Origin of the sequence: Streptacidiphilus jeojiense, from assembly GCF_000719095.1 — a bacterium.
Taxonomy (GTDB): Bacteria; Actinomycetota; Actinomycetes; order Streptomycetales; family Streptomycetaceae; genus Streptacidiphilus; species Streptacidiphilus jeojiensis.
In genome coordinates this window covers 94,065-111,076 of record NZ_JOEH01000027.1, presented here as the reverse complement: position 1 = coordinate 111,076, position 17,012 = coordinate 94,065, and the positions used below count along the sequence as shown (strand labels likewise).

The window sequence follows — 17,012 nt, the reverse complement described above, 5'->3', positions numbered from 1 at the left end:
GGTTAGCAGCTGTGCGCGCACGGTGACGATCTCGGTCGATCGCCTGGTGTGTCCCCCCGCACCCGGGCCTCGGGCCCGTGGTCCGCACTCGGCGCGGAGGTACGAAATGATGCGAATGCAACCAGTGGCCGCCATAGGGGCGGCCGTCGTCTGCGCGGTCGGTCTGGGCGCCCCGATGGCGGTGGCCTCCAGCGGCGGCAGCGCGGCGACGATCACCCTGTCGCCGACCCGGCTGGAGCCAGGGCAGACCGTGTCGATCGAGGTCGACTGCACCGCCTACAACACCCCGCGGCCCTCGGGCGTCTCCTCGCAGGCCTTCAGCTCCACCGTGCTGCTGCACCCGGTCGCCGGTGCGCTGGGCCACTTCTCCGCGGCCGCCACCATCCGCACCTCGGTCCGGCCCGGCAGCTACACGGTCGCCGGATCGTGCCAGCCCGACGATGCGCGCTCCTCGGGGTTCGTGACCACGCTGACGGTCGGCCGCACCGAGACCGAGCGTCCGCGCCGGGAGCGCGAGGGCGTCGTCGGTCCGGTGCGGACCGGGGTCGGCGGCAGCACTTACTCCGCCAGCCCGGGCCAGATCGCCGCGGGCGCGGCGCTGGTGCTCGGCGCCGGCGGGACGGCGGTGTGGCGGCGTCGGCGGGCCGGGCGCGGCGGCGCGGATGGGGTCTCCTGACGATCCGGCCGCTGCCTCCACGGAGGCGGCCTCCCCACGGGCGAGGAAGGCCGGGTTCCCCAAACTGGCCGCTGCGGTGCTCCTCGGCGTGGCGCTGATCTACCACGGTCTGCTGGGCGGGGCCCCGCCGCAACCCACCTCGGCGGAGGCCCTCGCCGCCCACCCCGACTGGGCCGACGCCCCGCCGGCGGCGCCGCTGCCGGCCTCGGCGCCGCTGCGGATCCGGATCCCGGCGATCTCGGTGGACGCCCCGCTGACCGGGTTGCACCTGGACCGGCAGCACCACCTGTTGCCACCGCCCGACGAGCAGCGCAACCTGGCCGGCTGGTACACCGGCGGTGCCGCCCCGGGCACGGTCGGGGCCGCGATCATCGCCGGACACGTCGACAACGCCCACGGCCCCGCGGTCTTCTACGGTCTGGGCTCGCTGCACCGCGGCGACACCGTCAGCATCCTGCGCCGGGACCGGCGCACCGCGACCTTCCGCGTCGACGGCATCGACGTCTACTCGCGCAAGTCCTTCCCGGACCGCAAGGTCTACGGGCCCACGCCCTACCCCGAGCTGCGCCTGATCACCTGCGGCGGCGGCTACACCCGGGCCAGCGGCTACCTCGGCAACGTGGTGGTCTTCGCGCACCTCGTCACCGCCGCGTCCCCCTGAGGCGCGGATCGCGCCGATTGACGGATCGGGTCGCGGAGTTGGCGTTGTGTGGCCCGGCTTTCCGGATTGTCCCGCGGTGGATCGGACGGCAGGTCCGTGGCCTCCACCGATGCTCCTACGGTGAGGGTGTTGGCGGGCCCGGACCGGCTTGGACAGCGGCCCGGGCCCGGTTGCTGGCAGCACCAGAAGGGATACGGGTATGTCGGATCAGACGAGCACGGCGACGGACCTGCCGGTCGGGACCTGGTCGGCGGAGGTGACGGTGGACGGGACGTCGTTCCCGACCGCGACGATGTCGCTCAGCGCGGACGGCACGCTGGGCATCACCACGCCGGTGAGCCGGGCGACGGGCACCTGGAGTGCGGAGGGCAACAGCGTCCACTGGGTGGGGAAGGAGGTGTACCAGGAGGGACCGGGCCTGCCCGGACACGTCCTCATCGACCAGCACATGGAGCTGGACGGGGACACCTTCGCCAGCCGGGGCAAGTCGCAGGTGTACGACCAGGAGGGGGCCTTCGCCAAGACGGTCAACACCGTGGTGAACGGCACCCGCGTCAGCCGGTCGCCGCAGACCGAATCCGCCTGACGCACGACGACAGTGGCGCGAGCAGGACCCCGGTGATCGGGTCCTGCTCGCGCCACTGTTCGTGCCGCCGCCGTCGGCTACCCGTTGGGCAGTCGGACGGAGAGGGCGTGGTGGAACTGGTCGGTCGGGTCGTAGCCGGCCTTGACGGCCTGCAGGCGCGGGTAGTTGTCCTTGAAGTAGAGGGTCTGCCAGGACGTCCCCGAGGTGTTCTGTGCGGGATCGGCCAGGTCGGTGTCGGGGAAGTTGATGTAGCAGCCGTCGGTCGCCGTGGCGGGCACCGGCACCCCGCCGGTGGCGCTGTGCAGGTCCTGGTAGAAGGACCGGGTCCAGGCGACGTTGGTGTCGTCGTCCGCGGGGTCGGCCCACGCCGTGACCAACAGGGTCTTCAGGATCGAGTCCCGCTGGGCCACGGCCGTGGCGGCGGGCGCGACGCTGTTGACCTGGCCGCCGTAGGCGTACACCACCAGGGTGGTGATGGCGTTCGCAGGGGGAGCGCTCAGGTACTGGTAGAGCGTGCCCGCCTGGTCGGCGGTGAAGGGGCGGCGCAGGTAGGAGCCCTTGCTCTTGCTGCGGTTGTCGGAGGCGGGTGCCTCCGGGTAGAGGCCGGCCATCCGGGCGGTCAGCCAGTTCATGGTGGCCGTCGAGGTGCTGCTCGGGGCGCTCACCCCCTGGCTGACGGCGCCCAGATAGGAGTTCATCAGGTTCTGGGCGCCGGGCACGCCGGCGTCGATCTCAGCCACCAGGGCGATGACTCCGGCGTTGCGGCAGGTCAGCGCGAACTCGCTGTAGAGGGTGCGGTAGGGGGTGCCCGGGGCGCTGTTGGCGGCGTGCCAGGCGCCGTGGTTGGCCACCAGGCGTTCGAACGCCGTCTCGGTCAGGCCGGACCAGGGCCAGACCACGGTGGCGGTGATCACCGCCTTGGGCGGGGTGGGCAGCAGGCCGGCCGGGCCGGCACCGGTGGCCTGCGGGGAGCGGAACAGGAAGCGGGTGACGACGCCGAAGCTTCCTCCGCCGCCGCCCGTGTGCGCCCACCACAGATCCCGGTTGGGGTCCGTGCTGCTGCGGGTGGCCAGTTGCAGGTGGGCCTGTCCGTTCCGGTCGACGGTGACCACCTCGACGCCGTAGAGGTGGTCGACGACCAGTCCCTGGTCACGGCAGAGCGGGCCGAAGCCGCCGCCCGTGGTGAATCCCGCCACCCCGACGGTGGGGCAGGAGCCGGTCGGGGCCACCATCCCGTAGGCGAGGTACAACTGCTTGTACGCAACGCCGAGTTGGGCGCCGGCCTGGATCGATATCGCCTGGTGGACCGGGTCGTAGCCGATCGCGTTCAGCTGGGAGACGTCGATGAGCGCCGTCACCTGGGGGTTGTCGACCAGGGCGTCCAGGCAGTGGCCGCCGCTGCGGACCGCGATCTGCTGCCCGGCGTCGACGGCCTGCTGGACCGCCTGGCGGGTCTGGTCGGCGGTGAAGACCTGGTTGATCCGGGCGGGTGCGCCGGTGAAGCGCCGGTTCAGGCCACGGGTGGTCAGGTAGCCGTAGCCGGGGTCGCCCGGCTGCACGGTGACCTCGCCCGGGACCGCGACGGCGCTGCCGGTGGTGCTGGTGGAGTCGGCCGCGGCCGCCGGGCTGGCGATGCCGGCGCCCGCCAGGGCCAGCGCTCCGCCTGCGGCGGAGGTGCCCAGAAAGTGTCGTCGGGTCAGTTCTGTCATCGTGGAGTCTCCTCTCCTCGGGTCTGCTGCGCGGGCACGGGGACGGCGCTCAGTCGGAGAGGAGGTCGCGCAGCAACTGGTCGACGTTCTTCACGTCCTGCTCGGACAGGGCGAAGGTGGCCAGGTGTCCGTAGGAGCTGGGGATCTCCTGGTACTTCGCTCCGGGCACCAGCGCAGCGGCGCGGCGGCTCTCCTCCGGGGGGAAGAGGAAGTCGCCGGTGAAGCCGGCGACCAGGGTCTTGGCGGTGATGCCGCCCAGGGCGTCGGCGAGTTCCCCGCCGTGGGCCGGGTCGGCGAGCGCGGCCTTGCGCGCCTGGGCGATGACGCCGTTGGGGTCCTGGCCGATGAACAGGCCCTCGAACAGGCGGCTGACGACGTCGCCGTCGGAGCTGAATCCGAGCGGCCGCCACAGCTCCTCGCCCTCCCGGTAGAAGCCCGTGGTCGGTGCGGTGATGGCGGTGACCCGGCCGACCCGGCGCAGGCCGGCCTGGACCGACTCGATGCTCGGGTAGAACCCGCCCTGCCAGGCCGGGTCGCTGGTGATCTGCTCCTCGACGGCGTAGCGCAGCCACAGCTTGGTCCAGGGCCGGGGCCGCGGCGATCCCGCGATCGAGGCCAGCCGCTTGACCATGGGCGCGAAGCGCACGGCCCACTCCCAGATCTGCAGGGACCCGACCGACCAGCCCAGGATGAGCTGCAGTTCACTGATGCCGAACTTCTCGGTGACCAGCCGGTGCTGGGCGATCACGTCGTCGCTGATGTGCACCGCGGGGAAGGCGCCGCGCTCGAACGGAGCCGGGGTGTTCTCCGGCGAGGTGCTCGGGGACAGCCCGAAGTGGCCGGGGAGGATGATGAAGTACTTCGTGGGGTCCAGCGGGCGCCCCTCGCCGATCCAGACGTCCAGTGCCTCCGGCGGTGCGGCCAGGAAGGTCGGGAAGAGGATGGCGTTGTCCTTGGCGGCGTTCAGCGTGCCCAGGGTCCGGTAGGCGAGCTTGGCGTCGGGCACGGTCGCCCCGCCGGCGAGGGAGAAGTCGCCCAGTTCGAAGAAGTCGAAGGTGGTCATGGTGTGCCTTTCACTGGGTACGGGTGATGGCGGGTCAGTTCCTGTCTAGTTCAGCGGGGACGGCCGGGCCCGGTCGGAGCACGAGCCGACCGCGATTCACGGGATTTCCTGCGGGTACTTCGGCAGGTCGGGCCCCGGCGCCCCGGCGCCGGGGCTGTCAGTCCGACACGTCGTCGTCCGGTTCCGCGATCAGGACGGCCCCGGGGGCGGGCCCGGAGGTGACCACGAGCAGACCCGTCAGCGCGGTCATCGCGATCCCCGTGCCGAGGATGGGATGCGGTGTGAACCCCAGCCCGGCGATGACCGGGGCGGCGAGGGCGAACAACGGGCTGCCGGCGGCGGCGTGGTGCGGGCGGAGCTGCAGCACCCAGACGGCGGCGACGAACAGGGCGACCGGGACGGTGAAGACCGCACCCGCCTGGTGCGCGCTGAGCACGGAGTGCCCGGTGGTGCGGTCGACGTTGGCAGCGAGCCCGGCGCCCACGGCCGCCGCCGCGGAGAAGACGGGCAGGTGTCCGTACCCCCAGGCGAACCCGATCCGGCTGGAGTGCAGGAAGCGGTGTGCGGGACGGGCGAAGTACAGCCACCACATGGAGAACAGCGTGAGCAGTCCGCCGACGGCCGTCTCGTCGAGCTCCCCGGAACGGGTGCCGTCCAGCGCGGCCTGCAGCGCGCCCGTGGAGGCGAGCACCGACTCGCCGAGCACGATCAGCGTGAACAGGCCGAAGCGCTCGGCGATGTGGCGGGGGTGCCAGGGGTTGGCTCCGGCGCGGCGGGCCAGCAGCGGGACGGCCAGCTCGGCCAGCACCATGACCGGTGCGAGCTCGGGCCACAGCCGGTTGCCGGCGACCAGGAGCAGCATCCAACCGGCCCAGCACAGCGCCAGGCCGCCCGCGTAGCGCAGCGCGATGCTGCGGCCCACGGGGTACTCCCGGGCCGCCCGGAGCCAGTGGGCGATCAGGCCCAGCCGCAGGATGCCCCAGCCGACGGCCAGCACGGTGAAGTCGCCGTGCGCGAACACCAGCGGGATGCCGGCGGCCAGGATCAGGCTGCCGGTGATCTGGACCAGCGTGGTGGCCCGGTAGAGCAGGTCGTCGTTGTCGTAGACGGAGGCGAACCAGGTGAAGTGCATCCAGGCCCACCAGATCGCGAAGAACACGGCGGTGTAGCCGGCCAGTCCGGTGCCCAGGTGCCCGGCGGCCAGGGCGTGGCGCCACTGGGTGGACGCCTGGGAGACGGCCACGACGAAGCAGAGATCGAACAGGCATTCAAGCGGCGTGGAGACCCGGTGCTCCTCGGCGGGGTCGCGGGCCACCATGGGCCGCAACGCGGCGCGCCCGCGCGGTGCGGGCTCGGCCGCACCGCGTGCCGGACTCCTCTCGGAGACCGGCGCGGGCGGCGGCGGGTTGGAAGGTATCCGCACGTGCTACTCCCGCAAGTCCATCCAGACGCTCTTGACCTGGGTGTAGTTGTGCATGCTCTCGGGTCCGAACTCGCGGCCGTAGCCGGAGTGCTTGTAGCCGCCCATCGGCATCCTGGGGTCGAACTGCGAGTAGGTGTTGACCCAGCAGGTGCCCGCGGCCAGCGCCCCGGCGACCCGGTGGGCCCGCTTGGCGTCGCGCGTGTGCACACCGGCGGCCAGACCGTACTTGGTGCTGTTGGCCAGGGCGACCGCCTCCTGCTCGGTGTCGAACGGCAGGACGGTGAGTACCGGGCCGAAGATCTCCTCCTGGGAGATGCGCATGTCGGGGGTGGCGTCGGTGAAGATGGTCGGCCGCCAGTAGAGGCCGTCGGGCTGATCCGGGTTGTGGAAGGCGGTGCCTCCGGTGGCCAGGCGGGCGCCCTCGGCCTGGCCGATCCCGACGTACTCGACGACCTTGTCGTACTGGGCCTGGTGGGCGATCGGCCCGAACCAGGTGGTGTCCAGCAGCGGGTCGGCGGGGGTGACCGCCTCGGCCTGCGCGACCAGGCGCTCGGTCACCTCGGCCAGGACGGAACGCTGCACCAGCAGTCGGGTGCCGGCCATGCAGTACTGGCCGGTGTTGAAGAAGGCGGCCCAGAAGGCGTCGTCCACGGCCCGGTCCAGGTCGGCGTCGGCGAAGAGGATGTTCGCGGACTTGCCGCCCAGCTCCATGGTGACCTTCTTCAAGGTCGCGGCCGCCGCGCGGATGATCGACTGGCCGACCGCGGTCGACCCGGTGAACGCGATCTTGTCGACGCCCGGGTCGTCCACCAGGGTCTGGCCCAGCTCGGGACCGGGGCCGGTCACCACGTTCAGCACGCCTTCGGGGAGGCCCGCCTCGGCCAGCAGCGCGGCCATCTTCAGGGCGGTCAGCGGCGTCGGCTCGGCGGGCTTGTGCACCACGGTGTTGCCGGCCGCCAGGGCGGGGGCGAGCTTGCTGGTGGAGAGGATCAGCGGGAAGTTGAACGGCGTGATCGCGCCGACCACACCGACCGGCTCGTGCAGGGTGTAGGCGAAGGTCGGGGTGCCGGTGGACCGGGTCGCCCCGTCCAGATGGGCGGCGAGACCGCCGAAGTACCGGTACGCCTGGGTGACGAAGGGCAGGTCGATGCCGGAGGAGACGCTGATCGGCTTGCCCATGTCGATGGTCTCCAGGAAGGCGATCTCCTGGGCGTCGCGTTCGATGAGCTCGGCGGCGCGCAGCAGCACCCGACCCCGTTCGTGTGCGGACATCCGCGGCCAGGGTCCCTCGTCGAAGGCGCGCCGGGCGCTTCGCACCGCGCGCTGCATGTCGGCCGGATCGGCCGCGGCCACCTGGGTGGTCACGGTGCCGTCGGCGGGATTGAGGTTCGGGATGGTGCGGCCCTCGGCCGCGTCCGCCCAGGCGCCGTCGATGAAGAGCTGACCGGGTCGGACCGTACGGAGGTGGGGGCGTGCTTCGGTGATGGACATGCTCTCTCCTTCGGTGAATGTGGTGACCGGCCGTCAGCGACCGGACACCACCGGGGTGAGGTCGCACGAGGTACGCGTTCCCGGGGGCGGGGGCCCCGGCGACAGGTGCCTGGTCTGCACGGCACCGGCCCGGTGGCCGGTCTCCGGCGGATGAGTCTCCATCGGGGCTCTCCGTTCTCAGGTGGCAGCCGCCTTCCAGCCGTTCGCGCGGCACCGTCGTGACGTGCCTGGCTGCCAGGTGGTCAGGGGCTCGGGTCGCGGCGCAGGAGGCACCGCAGACTTCACCCCATCCTCGGCCGCGGTGCAGCTGGTGGGCGGGCGGGGAACCGGATCGCCGGGTACTGCGTCAGGTCGTTCCGTTTGCTCCGGCACGTCCTGCCGGCCGCGGCGTCCCGGCCGGCCCGGTGCGGGTCCCCGTCGGGCCCCCGGCCCGCCGGCCACCCGCTGCCGACTTGCCGCAATGCATCCGCTCAATCCGGTAAGTGCCGTTCCCGACCGGCCTGTCGGTCCGCCGGCCGGACATCTGACGTTGGCTGGAGGGTGTCAGAGAAGCGCACACGCAGAAGAAGGAGAGAAGGCCACCATGTCCCAAACGGATTTCCTGCGGTTCCTCTCGGAGGTCGGGGACGACCCGCAGCGGTTGGCCCGCTACGACCGCTACAGCCTCGCCCAGCTCATCTTCCACAGCGGCAATGAGGGCTACTCGTTCAACGTGCCCGACATCGAGAGCGTGGTCGGGCAGTTGGAGGCGAACGTCATCATCAAGAAGGACAACGAGGCGTTCGACGGCAGCAGCAGCCTGTGGCGCTCCATGTGGGGACGCCGACACCTGGACTACGTGGTGCGGCACCTGATCAGTCGACACACGGCCGAGGAACTCGCCCAACTGGCGACTCCGGGTGCGGGGGAGGCGAAGTGAGCGAGAACAACGTCGTCGAGTTCCTCGGCCGGCTCGGGGAACAGCCCGAACTCCTGGAGCGGCTGCAGCCGTTGAGCAAGGCGGAGGTGCTGGAGGCCGCCGCCGTGCTGGGGCTGCCCTTCACCGAGGCGCAGTTCGACAGCCTGATCTGGAGCCTGGAGGAGAAGCTGGCCGACCGCCGCCACGAGCCGTTCAGCGAACGGTTCTCGCTGTGGCACGTGATGTGGGGGCGCTACTACCTCGAGTACCTGGTGCTCGACCTGCTGCCGGCCCTCCAGGACACCGCGCTGCTGCCCTGACCGCGGGCGCGCCCCGTCCACTGCTCGGCTTCAGCCGCCGAACGCCTCGCGGTGCTGACCGCTGAGGGCGGTGTACCACTCGGCGTTGAGCTGGATGTGGGCGCGCTCCTCGTCGGTCAGTTCGCGCCTGACCTTCGCCGGGACGCCCGCCACCAGCGAGCCCGGCGGGATCCGCATCCCCTGCGGCACCAGCGCGTTCGCGGCGACCAGCGAACCCGCGCCGACGACCGCGCCGTTGAGGACGGTGGCGCCCATGCCGACCAGGCAGTCGTCCTCGACGGTGCAGCCGTGCAGCACGGCGTTGTGGCCCACCGAGACCCGGGCGCCGACCGTGGCCGGGAAGCCGAAGTCGGCGTGGACCGAGCAGTTGTCCTGGATGTTGCTGTCCACCCCGAGGGTGATCGTCTCGCAGTCGCCGCGCAGCACCGCCCCGTACCAGACGCTGGACCCGGCGGCCAGGCGCACCGAGCCCAGCACCGTCCCGGTCGGGGCGACGAACGCCTGCTCGTCCACCTCCGGGGTGCGTCCGGCGACGGCGGCGATCAGCGGTCGGGCTACGGGTTCGGTCATGGGGTGCTCCCGGACGGATCAGGTTCGGACGACGAACGGTGACGGCAGACGGTTCGGTTGCACGCTACCGCTGACGCCGCACGCCGCCTCCGCGGGGCCGCCCGCAGCCGCGAGACTTCGGTGCATGACCTCTCGACCCGCTCTGCACCGCTACCGCTTCACCACCGTCTGGGACCTGCCCGCGCCGCCGCGGCGGGTGTACGACGTGCTGTCCGATCCGCGTACCTATCCCGTGTGGTGGCCGGAGATCCGCGAGGTCCGGCAGCTCGACGAGCACACCGGGGCGATGCGGTTCCGGTCGCTGCTCCCGTATGAATTGCATGTGACCGCGCATGAGGCGCGGCAGGATCCGGCGGCCGGAGTGCTGGAGGCGCGGCTCACCGGGGACCTGGAAGGAAGCACCCGCTGGACCGTCACCAGCAGGGGCGACGGCGCGGCGGTGGCCGTGTTCGACGAGGACGTCGAGGTCCGCAAGCCGCTGATGCGACGGCTCGCACTGCCCGGCCGGCCGGCCTTCAGGATCAACCACGCGCTGATGATGAGAAGCGGAATGACCGGCTTGACACGGTATCTTGCCGTGTGCGACGTCCTCTGCATTGGTCTTGACCAATGATCCGCGAAACCCCTACTGTCGCCATAGTGCAGGGTCCTTTAAGAAATAAGGGCTCATAAATACGGGCACCGGCTCACAGGCGGAGGACAGGGTGGGGACCACACAGGCCGCGCGCGGGAACGGGGTTGCCGTCGCCGACGCGCCCGAACCCAAGTACTGGCATCTGCGCACCGTCCTGGTGCGGGCGCTCGACTCGGAGTTCCAGGCCGGCGAGGTGCTGCCCAACGAGCGGGACCTCTCGGCGCGTTTCGGCGTGGCCAGGGCCACCCTGCGCCAGGCGCTGGACCAGCTGGAGCTGGAGGGCAGGCTGGTGCGCCGCCGCGGCATCGGTACGCTGGTCGCCGCACCGCGGATGGGCGTCCCGGTGGCCGAGACCGCCGGGCGCGACAGCTGGCGGATCGTCGACGCCGGGTACGCGCCGGCCCCGGCCGCCGTCGCCACCACCCTGGGCATCCCGGCCGACGAGCCGGTGCACGCCGTCCGCCGGCTGCGGATGATGCACGGTCAGGCCATCGGCGCCGAGACCCTCTACGTGCCCGACGCGGTGGTGCCGCACGTCCCCGCCATCTTCGCGAAGTCCAGCATCGCCGACTCCAGCCGGGCCCGCTCGGTGCTGCGCCAGCTCCAGCGGCTGGAGCTGGACGGCGAGTCGCGCACGGTCGAGCTGGGCGTCGCCGAGGAGGAGCAGGCCAGGATGCTGGAGCGGCCGCCGGGCACCCCGGTGCTGGTACTGACGACCCGCTACCAGGCGCAGGGCGGTACGGCGGCGGTCGCCGTCTCCACCTACCGCGCCGACATGTGCCGGCTGACCTTCGGTGCCTCCGGCGTCGTCGACGTCACCCCGGCCGCCCCGGCCGCCGAGGTCCGCACCGCTTCCTGATCCACCGAGAACAGCTGCTCCTCGGCGTGTTCGAGGGCCAGCCGCAGGGCGCCGGTGGCGATCACGTCGTCACCGAGCGCCGACAGCCGCACCACCGGCGGGCGCAGGCACATCCGGGTCAGCTGCTCGCGCAGCGGGTCCAGCACCCCGTCGAGCCCGGCGGCCCAGCCGCCGACGACCACGATCTCCGGGTCGATGGCCAGCACCAGCGCGGCCACGTCGCGCACCAGCCGGGCCAGGAAGCGGTCCCGGACGTCCAGGGCGACCTGGTCGCCCTGTTCGGCCAGCCGCAGCACCCGGGCCACGGCGGCCTCGTCCAGCGGGTCGATCGGCTTGCTGGGCGCGGAGAGCAGCTGGGCCGGGTTGGACTCGCGTCCCAGCAGGTGCAGCGAGCCGATCTCGCCGGCCGCGCCGCCGAAGCCGCGGTGCAGCCGTCCGTTGATCAGCGATCCGGCGCCGGGGCTGAGCCCGGCCAGCACGAAGACCACGTCGCCCATGCCGGCCGCCGCGCCCTTCCAGTGCTCGCCGATGGCGGCGAGGTTGGCGTCGTTCTCGACCAGGACCGGGCAGCGGAACGAGCGGCGCAGCCGGGCGCCCAGCTCCAGACCGGTCCAGCCCGGCAGTGCGGTGCCCAGTCGCACCACGCCCTCGGCGTCCACCACTCCGGGCGTGCCGACGCCGACCGCCCACAGGGTGTCCCGGGAGACATTGGCGCGGCGCAGCAGTTCGGCGACGGTGGCGCGGACCAGGCCCAGGCGTTCGGTGGCGCCGGTGGACTCGTCGATGGGGCGGGCGTAGGAGTCGATCAGCCGGCCGGTGAGGTCGGCGAGCGCGACCCGGGTGCCGTGGGTGCCGATCTCGATGCCGAGCAGGTGCCCGGCCTCGGCACGGAAGCGGAAGTGGCGGGCCGGGCGTCCGCGCTGGCGGGTGGAGTCACCGCGGCGCGAGTCCGGGTCCGGGTGCACCTCGACGACCAGTCCCGACTCGATCAGGCCCTCGATGACGCCCTCGACGGTGGGGCGGGACAGGCCGGTGTCACCCACCAGTTGGGTGAGGGTCAGCGCGTCGCCGCCGCGCAGGGCGTGCAGGGTCACGGCGGAGTTGATCCGTCGCAGCAGCGACGAGTCGCCGCCGGTGAGCTGTGCCAACTCTTCGCCTTCCCTCTCCTGGATGCCCGGGGGTAGCCGGATCGTATCCGGGCGGTGTGCGCGCCCGCGAGCATTTGTGCAGCTCATGAACGGCTTCGGTATCAAACGGCAACACTGCGAAAAGATTCGGCCAGTCTGCCGAGCGCCCGCTGGATCTCGGAAGGCGTCAGATGGGCGTAACCGAGGACGAAGCGGGCGGGGGCGGCGTGTGCGGCGGTGGCTGGCGCAGGGGCCGCGTCCGTCGCGTCCGCTGCCGGGGCGGTGGCGCAGTAGTCGCTGAGTGGGCGCAGGCGGACCCCGGCGGCGGCGCAGACGGCCTCGGGGACCGGGAAGGGGAACTCGGCGATCAGGTGCAGCCCGGCGGCGACGCCGCTGATCCGGACCCCGGGCGCGGCCGCGGTCAGCGCCTCGATCAGGGCGTCCCGGCGTTCGCGGTAGCGGCGCTGGCACAGCCGCAGCTGCCGGTCGTAGCGCCCGGAGCGCAGGAACCCGGCGAAGGCGGCCTGTTCGGCCACCGCGTTGCCCAGGTCGGTGACCCGCTTGGCCTCCACCAGCTCGTCCAGCAGCTCCGCCGGCGGCGCCATCCAGCCCAGCCGCAGTCCCGGGGCCAGCGACTTGCTCACCGAGCCGGTGTAGAGCACCAGGTCCGGTGCCAGACCCTGGAGCGCGCCGACCGGGGCCCGGTCGTAGCGGAAGTCGCCGTCGTAGTCGTCCTCCACCAGCAGGCCGCGGCGGTCCGCCGCCCAGTCGAGCAGCGCGGCCCGGCGCGCGGGGGAGTGGACCACGCCGGTGGGGAAGTGGTGCGCCGGGGTGATGACGGCCGCGCGGGCGCCGCTGGCGGCGAGCGCGCCCGGGTCCAGCCCCTCCGCGTCCACCGGGACCGGGACCGGGCGCAGCCCGGCGGCGGACAGCAGCGGGTACTGGGACAGGCTGCCCGGGTCCTCCAGGGCGACCACCCGGTGGCCGCGGGCCCGCAGCACCCGTCCCAACAGGGTCAGCGCCTGGGCCACCCCGGAACAGACCAGCACCCCCTCGGGGGCGACCACCACACCGCGGCGGCGGGACAGCAGCTCGGCCAGGGCGGCGCGCAGCTCCGGCAGGCCCTGCGGGGGCGGGTAGTCCAGGGCCGCGTCGGGCAGTCCGGCCAGGGCGCTGCGGTGCGCGGCGGACCAGGCGGCCCGGGGGAACAGCGCGAGGTCGGGCAGGCCGGGACGGAAGTCGGTGACCGGCGCGGCCGGCGGCCCGGGGCGGGCCGCGACGGGCGACGGGGGCGTACGGGTGAGCGCGGCGACCCAGGTGCCCGAGCCCTGACGGCTGGTCAGATAGCCCTCGGCGGTGAGCTGCGCGTACAGCTCGCTGACCAGGCCGCGGGAGACCCCGAGGTCCCGGGCCAGGTCGCGGGTGGACGGCAGCCTGGTCCCCGGCGCCAGCCGGCCCTCGCGCACCGACTGCCGGAGCGCGGCGCCCAGCTCCCGCCCCCGACCGCGGGGCGGGCCCGAGGCGGCCGGGAGCAGCAGTTCCCAGGCGGGGGAGTCGGCGGGCTCGCCGGTGGCCGGATCGGTGGGGGTGGCTCCGGTCGAAGTGGTCCAGGAACTCCGCATGGAAGTGGACCTTAACCCGGACCACTGCGCGGACGATGCTGCCGGTATGAACCGACCGACCCGCCCCCGTACCCGCCCCCGCTCCGCCGCGTCCGGTGCGTCCGGTGCGTCCGGCGCGGCGCTCGCCGGTGTCGCCGCCTTCCTGGTCGGCACCAGCTTCGTGGCGATGAGCCTGCTCGGCGGCTATCCCGGCCTCGGCGGCCAGGGCCTGCGCTACGGCGCCGCTGCCGTGGTCCTGCTCGCCCTCGCCGCCCGGGGACCGCGCGGGCTCGCCCCGGCCAGGGCGCTTCCGTTCCGGCTGTGGCTGCGACTGGCACTGCTGGCCGCCACCGGGATGGTCGGCTTCAACCTCGCCGTCCTCACCGCCGAGCGCAGCGCGGAGCCGGCCGTGCCGGGGGTGGTGGTGGGCTGCGCCCCGCTGGCCATCGCGGTCCTGGCACCGCTGCTGGACCGCCGCCGTCCCTCGCCCCGGATCGCCGGGGCCGCGCTGCTGGTCGTCGCCGGGGCGGCGGTGGTCCAGGGCTTCGGCCGCACCGACGCGGCCGGACTGGGCTTCTCGCTGCTCGCCCTGCTGGGCGAGGTCGCTTTCGGCCTGGTCGCGGTACCGCTGATCCCGCCGCTGGGCCCGTTGCTGCTGTCCGGCTGCGCCTGCGCGGCGGGCTCGGTCCAGGCCCTGCTGCTGGGCCTGCTGCTGCAGGGCCCGGCGGTGCTGCGGCTGCCGACCGCGACCCAGGCCCTGGCGCTGGCCTGGATGGCGCTGCCGGTCACCGTCCTGGCCTTCTGGGCCTGGTACACCGGCGTCCAGCGGCTGGGCCCGGAACGTGCCGGTCTCTTCTCCGGCGTGATCCCGGTGGCGGCCGCGGCGACCGCGCCGCTGGTCGGCACCGGCACCCCCGGGGTCGGCCAGCTCGCGGGCAGCCTGCTGGTGGCGGGCGGGGTGGTCGCCGGGCTGGTCGCGGGAGCGGGAGCTGGAGCGGGCGTCGGAGCCGTCGCCCACCGCCCGGGCCGTCCGGCCGGGCTGAGGCTGCGTCAGCGCCGGGGTGCGGCCTCGGCGGAGTCGAGGGCCTCGACGAGCCAGGTGTAGACGGCGGCGCGGGAGGTGGGCGGCTGCTGGTCCTGCAGTACGGCCAGCAGTTGGCGGTAGCGCTCCAGCCGCCCGTCGAGGCCGGCTTCGAGGACACCCCCGACCCGGGCCCGTACCGCCGCTCGGCGCTCGGGTCCGGAGCCGGCCCCCAGCAGGCGGTCGACGACGGCCGCCGCCCGGGGCGAGTCGGGCGCGACGCCCTCCCGCAGCGCGGCGCCGACGGTCCGCTCCAGGCTCTCCGCGAACCGGCTGTGCCGATCCGGCTGCGGCCCCGTGCCCGGTCCCGTGCCCGGCCCCGGCTCGGGATCGGTGCCCCGCGTCACCGCGCTCTGCTGTACGGCTCGACGCGCCAGCTGCTGGAACCCCGGGTCCGACACCAGCTCCGACAGCTCCAGCCAGGCCTCCAACTGCTCCTGCGTCGGGTCGTCCGGCAGCCGGTGGACGTCACCGCGCAGCCGGTCGCGGAGCTCCGGCCCGACGCCCAGGCCGGCGCAGGCCCGCGCGGCGAAGTCCTCGATCATCTGCTGCCGTTCCTGCGCCGACAGCCGTGCCATGCGGTTCAAGCGGTCCATGTTCCCTGGCTCCTCCCGATCTCCTGCGGCAATGGCGGACAGCACCGCTCGGCGCAGCCGCAGCGTGGCGATCTGGGTGTCCAGCGCCGCGACATGGGTCGCCGCGACCTCGGCCACCGTGCTCTCGCGGTCCAGCACCCGGCGCACCTCGGCGTGGCCGAACCCGAGCTCGCGCAGCGTGGCCACCAACTCCAGCCGGGCCACCCCGGCCGCGTCGTACAGCCGATGCCCACCCGCACTGCGCGTCGCCTCGGGCACCACTCCGACCTCGGACCAGTACCGAATGGTCCGCACCGGAAGCCCGGTGCGCCGGGCGAGTTCACCGATCGTCAGCAGCACCGCGGCTGCTCCCTGCCTGCCGTCCATGCCCCAGAGTCTGCGACCTCCAGCCGCTGGAGGTGCAAGCCGCAGTCACAGTAGGGCGAACTGGCCGTCCGGGCCTTCCTCGTGGTGGAGCAGGACCGAGGCCGGGCGGCGGGAGTGGTCGCGGACCGGGAGGACTCCGGCGGCGGTGAGGTCGGCGGTGCCGACTCCGCCTTCGGCGGCCCGGGCGGTGAGGTCGGTCAGGGCCGGACGCAGTTCGGCCAGCAGGGTCAGCACGGTGACCAGGTCGACGAGGTCGGCGGTGTACTGCTGGGGCCAGCCGGTCAGGGCCAGGGCCTCCAGGGTGCCGGGCCGGGCCTCGGGGTCGGCGCAGCGTTCGGCGAACCAGCGGGTCAGCACCGGTTCGCCGGCGGCGCGGAACCCCCAGGCGCTGCGGGCGACCGGGGAGAGCCGGCCGGTGCCGATCAGCAGGGCGTCGTCCTCGGGGTCGTGCTCCAGGGCGTCCGGCAGCCCGGTCACCCGCTCCCGGACGAAGGGACGGCGCCCGCCCGGCATCCGCAGCGGGCCGAGCCCTGTGGTGGAGCGTTCACCGAAGGTGTGCAGCCAGAGCACCCGTCGGCCCAGGTCCAGGCCCTCCGCCCAGAGGCCGGGGTCGGCGGGGAGCGGCACCGGGACGTCCTCGCCGGTGCGGCCGAGCGGGTGCGCGGTCACCGCCGCGATCCAGGCGAGCAACTCCTCGGGCCGGACCTTGACCCCCAACTTCCGTCTCAGCAGCGCGGTCAGACCGGGCGTCAGGTTCGGCTCCAGGCCGCCGGGGCGGCGGTAGAGCGGATGGATCCGGCCGACACCCTTGGGCCGGGCGCCGTCCGGCAGCTCGGTCGAGAAGGCGACGGCGGGGCCGTCCTCGGCGTCGACGGGCTGGACGGGCTGGACTGGCTGGACTGCGGCGAAGAGCTGCCGGCCGTCCGCGACCCGCCACAGCTCGGGCCGGGGCTGGTCCAGCAGCCGCTGGTCGGCGAGCAGCCACTGCCGGTCGAACGCGCCGTGCCGGACCCGTACCGGCTCGGGCGCGGAGCCCGGCTCCTGGGACAGCCGCCGGGTCGAGGTCGCCTGCCCGGGCAGCTGCGGGACGGCACTGTCCACCGTCCGCGAGCGGCTCGGCCGGAACAGCTCGGCCCGCTGCACCGGATCGGCCTCGGCCAATCTGCGCCACCGCGCGGCCAGCACCTCGGGATGAGCGGACCTGACCCACCCCCGCCCCACCCGCAGCCCGGCCACCGACCACGGCATCAGCTCGCTGAGCAGCGGCACTCCGGCCACCTGGCACCTCCCACCGGTCATCGTACCGAGCCGGTCCGACACGGCGCCGTGGTAGCCGGGTGGGAACCGCCGG

17 protein-coding genes are annotated in these 17,012 nt (G+C 73.5%); 8 read left to right on the top strand and 9 right to left on the bottom strand.

Translation table 11 applies throughout. From position 1 onward, the window contains the following. Nucleotides 1–115: 115 nt before the first annotated feature. The 3 genes from IF29_RS0131895 (at nt 116) to IF29_RS0131880 (ending at nt 1,923) form a co-directional block, all read left to right on the top strand. Entirely contained in the window at nt 116–676 is a 561-nt protein-coding gene (locus IF29_RS0131895) for a hypothetical protein (protein ID WP_157624030.1), read from the top strand. Next, complete coding sequence (locus tag IF29_RS0131890) at nt 663–1,337, top strand: class F sortase (RefSeq protein ID WP_051726286.1); 675 nt, start codon at nt 663–665, stop codon at nt 1,335–1,337. Before IF29_RS0131895 ends, IF29_RS0131890 begins: the two co-directional genes overlap by 14 nt. A 199-nt stretch (nt 1,338–1,536) precedes the next feature. Then, nucleotides 1,537–1,923, top strand: coding sequence for a hypothetical protein (locus tag IF29_RS0131880; protein WP_157624029.1), 387 nt, complete (start codon nt 1,537–1,539; stop codon nt 1,921–1,923). A gap of 77 nt (nt 1,924–2,000) precedes the next feature. Here the strand turns inward: IF29_RS0131880 and IF29_RS0131875 are convergent, their stop codons facing one another. The 4 genes from IF29_RS0131875 to IF29_RS0131860 form a co-directional block, all read right to left on the bottom strand. Beyond that, nucleotides 2,001–3,632, bottom strand: coding sequence for an FAD-binding oxidoreductase (locus IF29_RS0131875; RefSeq protein WP_030262179.1), 1,632 nt, complete (start codon nt 3,630–3,632; stop codon nt 2,001–2,003). 49 nt (nt 3,633–3,681) lie between these two features. Continuing rightward, nucleotides 3,682–4,695 carry an alpha/beta fold hydrolase gene (locus IF29_RS0131870; RefSeq protein WP_030262175.1) on the bottom strand — a complete coding sequence of 338 codons (1,014 nt, stop codon included), beginning with the start codon at nt 4,693–4,695 and terminating at the stop codon, nt 3,682–3,684. A gap of 157 nt (nt 4,696–4,852) precedes the next feature. Continuing rightward, nucleotides 4,853–6,118, bottom strand: a complete 1,266-nt coding sequence (locus IF29_RS0131865) for a low temperature requirement protein A (protein ID WP_232242686.1) — start codon at nt 6,116–6,118, stop codon at nt 4,853–4,855. A gap of 3 nt (nt 6,119–6,121) precedes the next feature. Continuing rightward, nucleotides 6,122–7,609, bottom strand: coding sequence for an aldehyde dehydrogenase family protein (locus IF29_RS0131860; protein WP_030262169.1), 1,488 nt, complete (start codon nt 7,607–7,609; stop codon nt 6,122–6,124). Nucleotides 7,610–8,192: 583 nt separating this feature from the next. Here IF29_RS0131860 and IF29_RS0131855 point away from each other — a divergent pair. After that, nucleotides 8,193–8,528 carry a hypothetical protein gene (locus IF29_RS0131855; protein WP_030262166.1) on the top strand — a complete coding sequence of 112 codons (336 nt, stop codon included), beginning with the start codon at nt 8,193–8,195 and terminating at the stop codon, nt 8,526–8,528. Continuing rightward, nucleotides 8,525–8,827 (top strand): Nif11-like leader peptide family natural product precursor, encoded by a 303-nt coding sequence (locus IF29_RS42555; protein WP_037597317.1) that lies wholly within the window; start codon nt 8,525–8,527, stop codon nt 8,825–8,827. Before IF29_RS0131855 ends, IF29_RS42555 begins: the two co-directional genes overlap by 4 nt. A gap of 30 nt (nt 8,828–8,857) precedes the next feature. On the opposite strand, the gene IF29_RS0131845 is transcribed toward IF29_RS42555, so the two are convergent. Continuing rightward, entirely contained in the window at nt 8,858–9,397 is a 540-nt protein-coding gene (locus IF29_RS0131845) for a gamma carbonic anhydrase family protein (protein ID WP_030262160.1), read from the bottom strand. Between the two features lie 124 nt (nt 9,398–9,521). On the opposite strand from IF29_RS0131845, the gene IF29_RS0131840 reads away from it, so the two are divergent. Together IF29_RS0131840 and IF29_RS45410 are read left to right on the top strand one after the other, a co-directional pair. After that, complete coding sequence (locus tag IF29_RS0131840) at nt 9,522–10,010, top strand: SRPBCC family protein (RefSeq protein ID WP_030262157.1); 489 nt, start codon at nt 9,522–9,524, stop codon at nt 10,008–10,010. 91 nt (nt 10,011–10,101) lie between these two features. Further along, on the top strand, nt 10,102–10,890 hold the full coding sequence (locus tag IF29_RS45410; protein WP_084715306.1) for a GntR family transcriptional regulator: 789 nt from the start codon (nt 10,102–10,104) through the stop codon (nt 10,888–10,890). Here IF29_RS45410 and IF29_RS0131825 read toward each other — a convergent pair. Continuing rightward, complete coding sequence (locus tag IF29_RS0131825; protein WP_084715304.1) at nt 10,794–12,038, bottom strand: ROK family transcriptional regulator; 1,245 nt, start codon at nt 12,036–12,038, stop codon at nt 10,794–10,796. The two genes, IF29_RS45410 and IF29_RS0131825, sit on opposite strands and share 97 nt — an antisense overlap. A gap of 101 nt (nt 12,039–12,139) precedes the next feature. Beyond that, entirely contained in the window at nt 12,140–13,639 is a 1,500-nt protein-coding gene (pdxR, locus tag IF29_RS0131820; RefSeq protein WP_030262146.1) for a MocR-like pyridoxine biosynthesis transcription factor PdxR, read from the bottom strand. 46 nt (nt 13,640–13,685) lie between these two features. Between pdxR and IF29_RS0131815 the strand changes: the two genes are divergently transcribed. Then, a complete protein-coding gene (locus IF29_RS0131815) occupies nt 13,686–14,723 on the top strand; it encodes an EamA family transporter (RefSeq protein WP_051726284.1) in 1,038 nt (345 codons plus the stop codon). Here the strand turns inward: IF29_RS0131815 and IF29_RS0131810 are convergent. Next, nucleotides 14,669–15,661: a MerR family transcriptional regulator gene (locus tag IF29_RS0131810; protein WP_030262140.1), complete on the bottom strand. Its 993-nt coding sequence runs from the start codon at nt 15,659–15,661 to the stop codon at nt 14,669–14,671. The two genes, IF29_RS0131815 and IF29_RS0131810, sit on opposite strands and share 55 nt — an antisense overlap. A 45-nt stretch (nt 15,662–15,706) precedes the next feature. Then, nucleotides 15,707–16,939, bottom strand: a complete 1,233-nt coding sequence (locus IF29_RS46385; RefSeq protein ID WP_232242685.1) for a type ISP restriction/modification enzyme — start codon at nt 16,937–16,939, stop codon at nt 15,707–15,709. Between the last annotated feature and the right edge of the window lie 73 nt (nt 16,940–17,012).

Coding starts and splice junctions, on each gene's coding strand:
- IF29_RS0131895 (WP_157624030.1), top strand. CDS start 116: ATGCAACCAGTGGCCGCCATAGGGGCGGCCGTCGTCTGCGCGGTCGGT.
- IF29_RS0131890 (WP_051726286.1), top strand. CDS start 663: ATGGGGTCTCCTGACGATCCGGCCGCTGCCTCCACGGAGGCGGCCTCC.
- IF29_RS0131880 (WP_157624029.1), top strand. CDS start 1,537: ATGTCGGATCAGACGAGCACGGCGACGGACCTGCCGGTCGGGACCTGG.
- IF29_RS0131875 (WP_030262179.1), bottom strand. CDS start 3,632: ATGACAGAACTGACCCGACGACACTTTCTGGGCACCTCCGCCGCAGGC.
- IF29_RS0131870 (WP_030262175.1), bottom strand. CDS start 4,695: ATGACCACCTTCGACTTCTTCGAACTGGGCGACTTCTCCCTCGCCGGC.
- IF29_RS0131860 (WP_030262169.1), bottom strand. CDS start 7,609: ATGTCCATCACCGAAGCACGCCCCCACCTCCGTACGGTCCGACCCGGT.
- IF29_RS0131855 (WP_030262166.1), top strand. CDS start 8,193: ATGTCCCAAACGGATTTCCTGCGGTTCCTCTCGGAGGTCGGGGACGAC.
- IF29_RS0131845 (WP_030262160.1), bottom strand. CDS start 9,397: ATGACCGAACCCGTAGCCCGACCGCTGATCGCCGCCGTCGCCGGACGC.
- IF29_RS0131840 (WP_030262157.1), top strand. CDS start 9,522: ATGACCTCTCGACCCGCTCTGCACCGCTACCGCTTCACCACCGTCTGG.
- pdxR (WP_030262146.1), bottom strand. CDS start 13,639: ATGCGGAGTTCCTGGACCACTTCGACCGGAGCCACCCCCACCGATCCG.
- IF29_RS0131815 (WP_051726284.1), top strand. CDS start 13,686: ATGAACCGACCGACCCGCCCCCGTACCCGCCCCCGCTCCGCCGCGTCC.
- IF29_RS0131810 (WP_030262140.1), bottom strand. CDS start 15,661: ATGGACGGCAGGCAGGGAGCAGCCGCGGTGCTGCTGACGATCGGTGAA.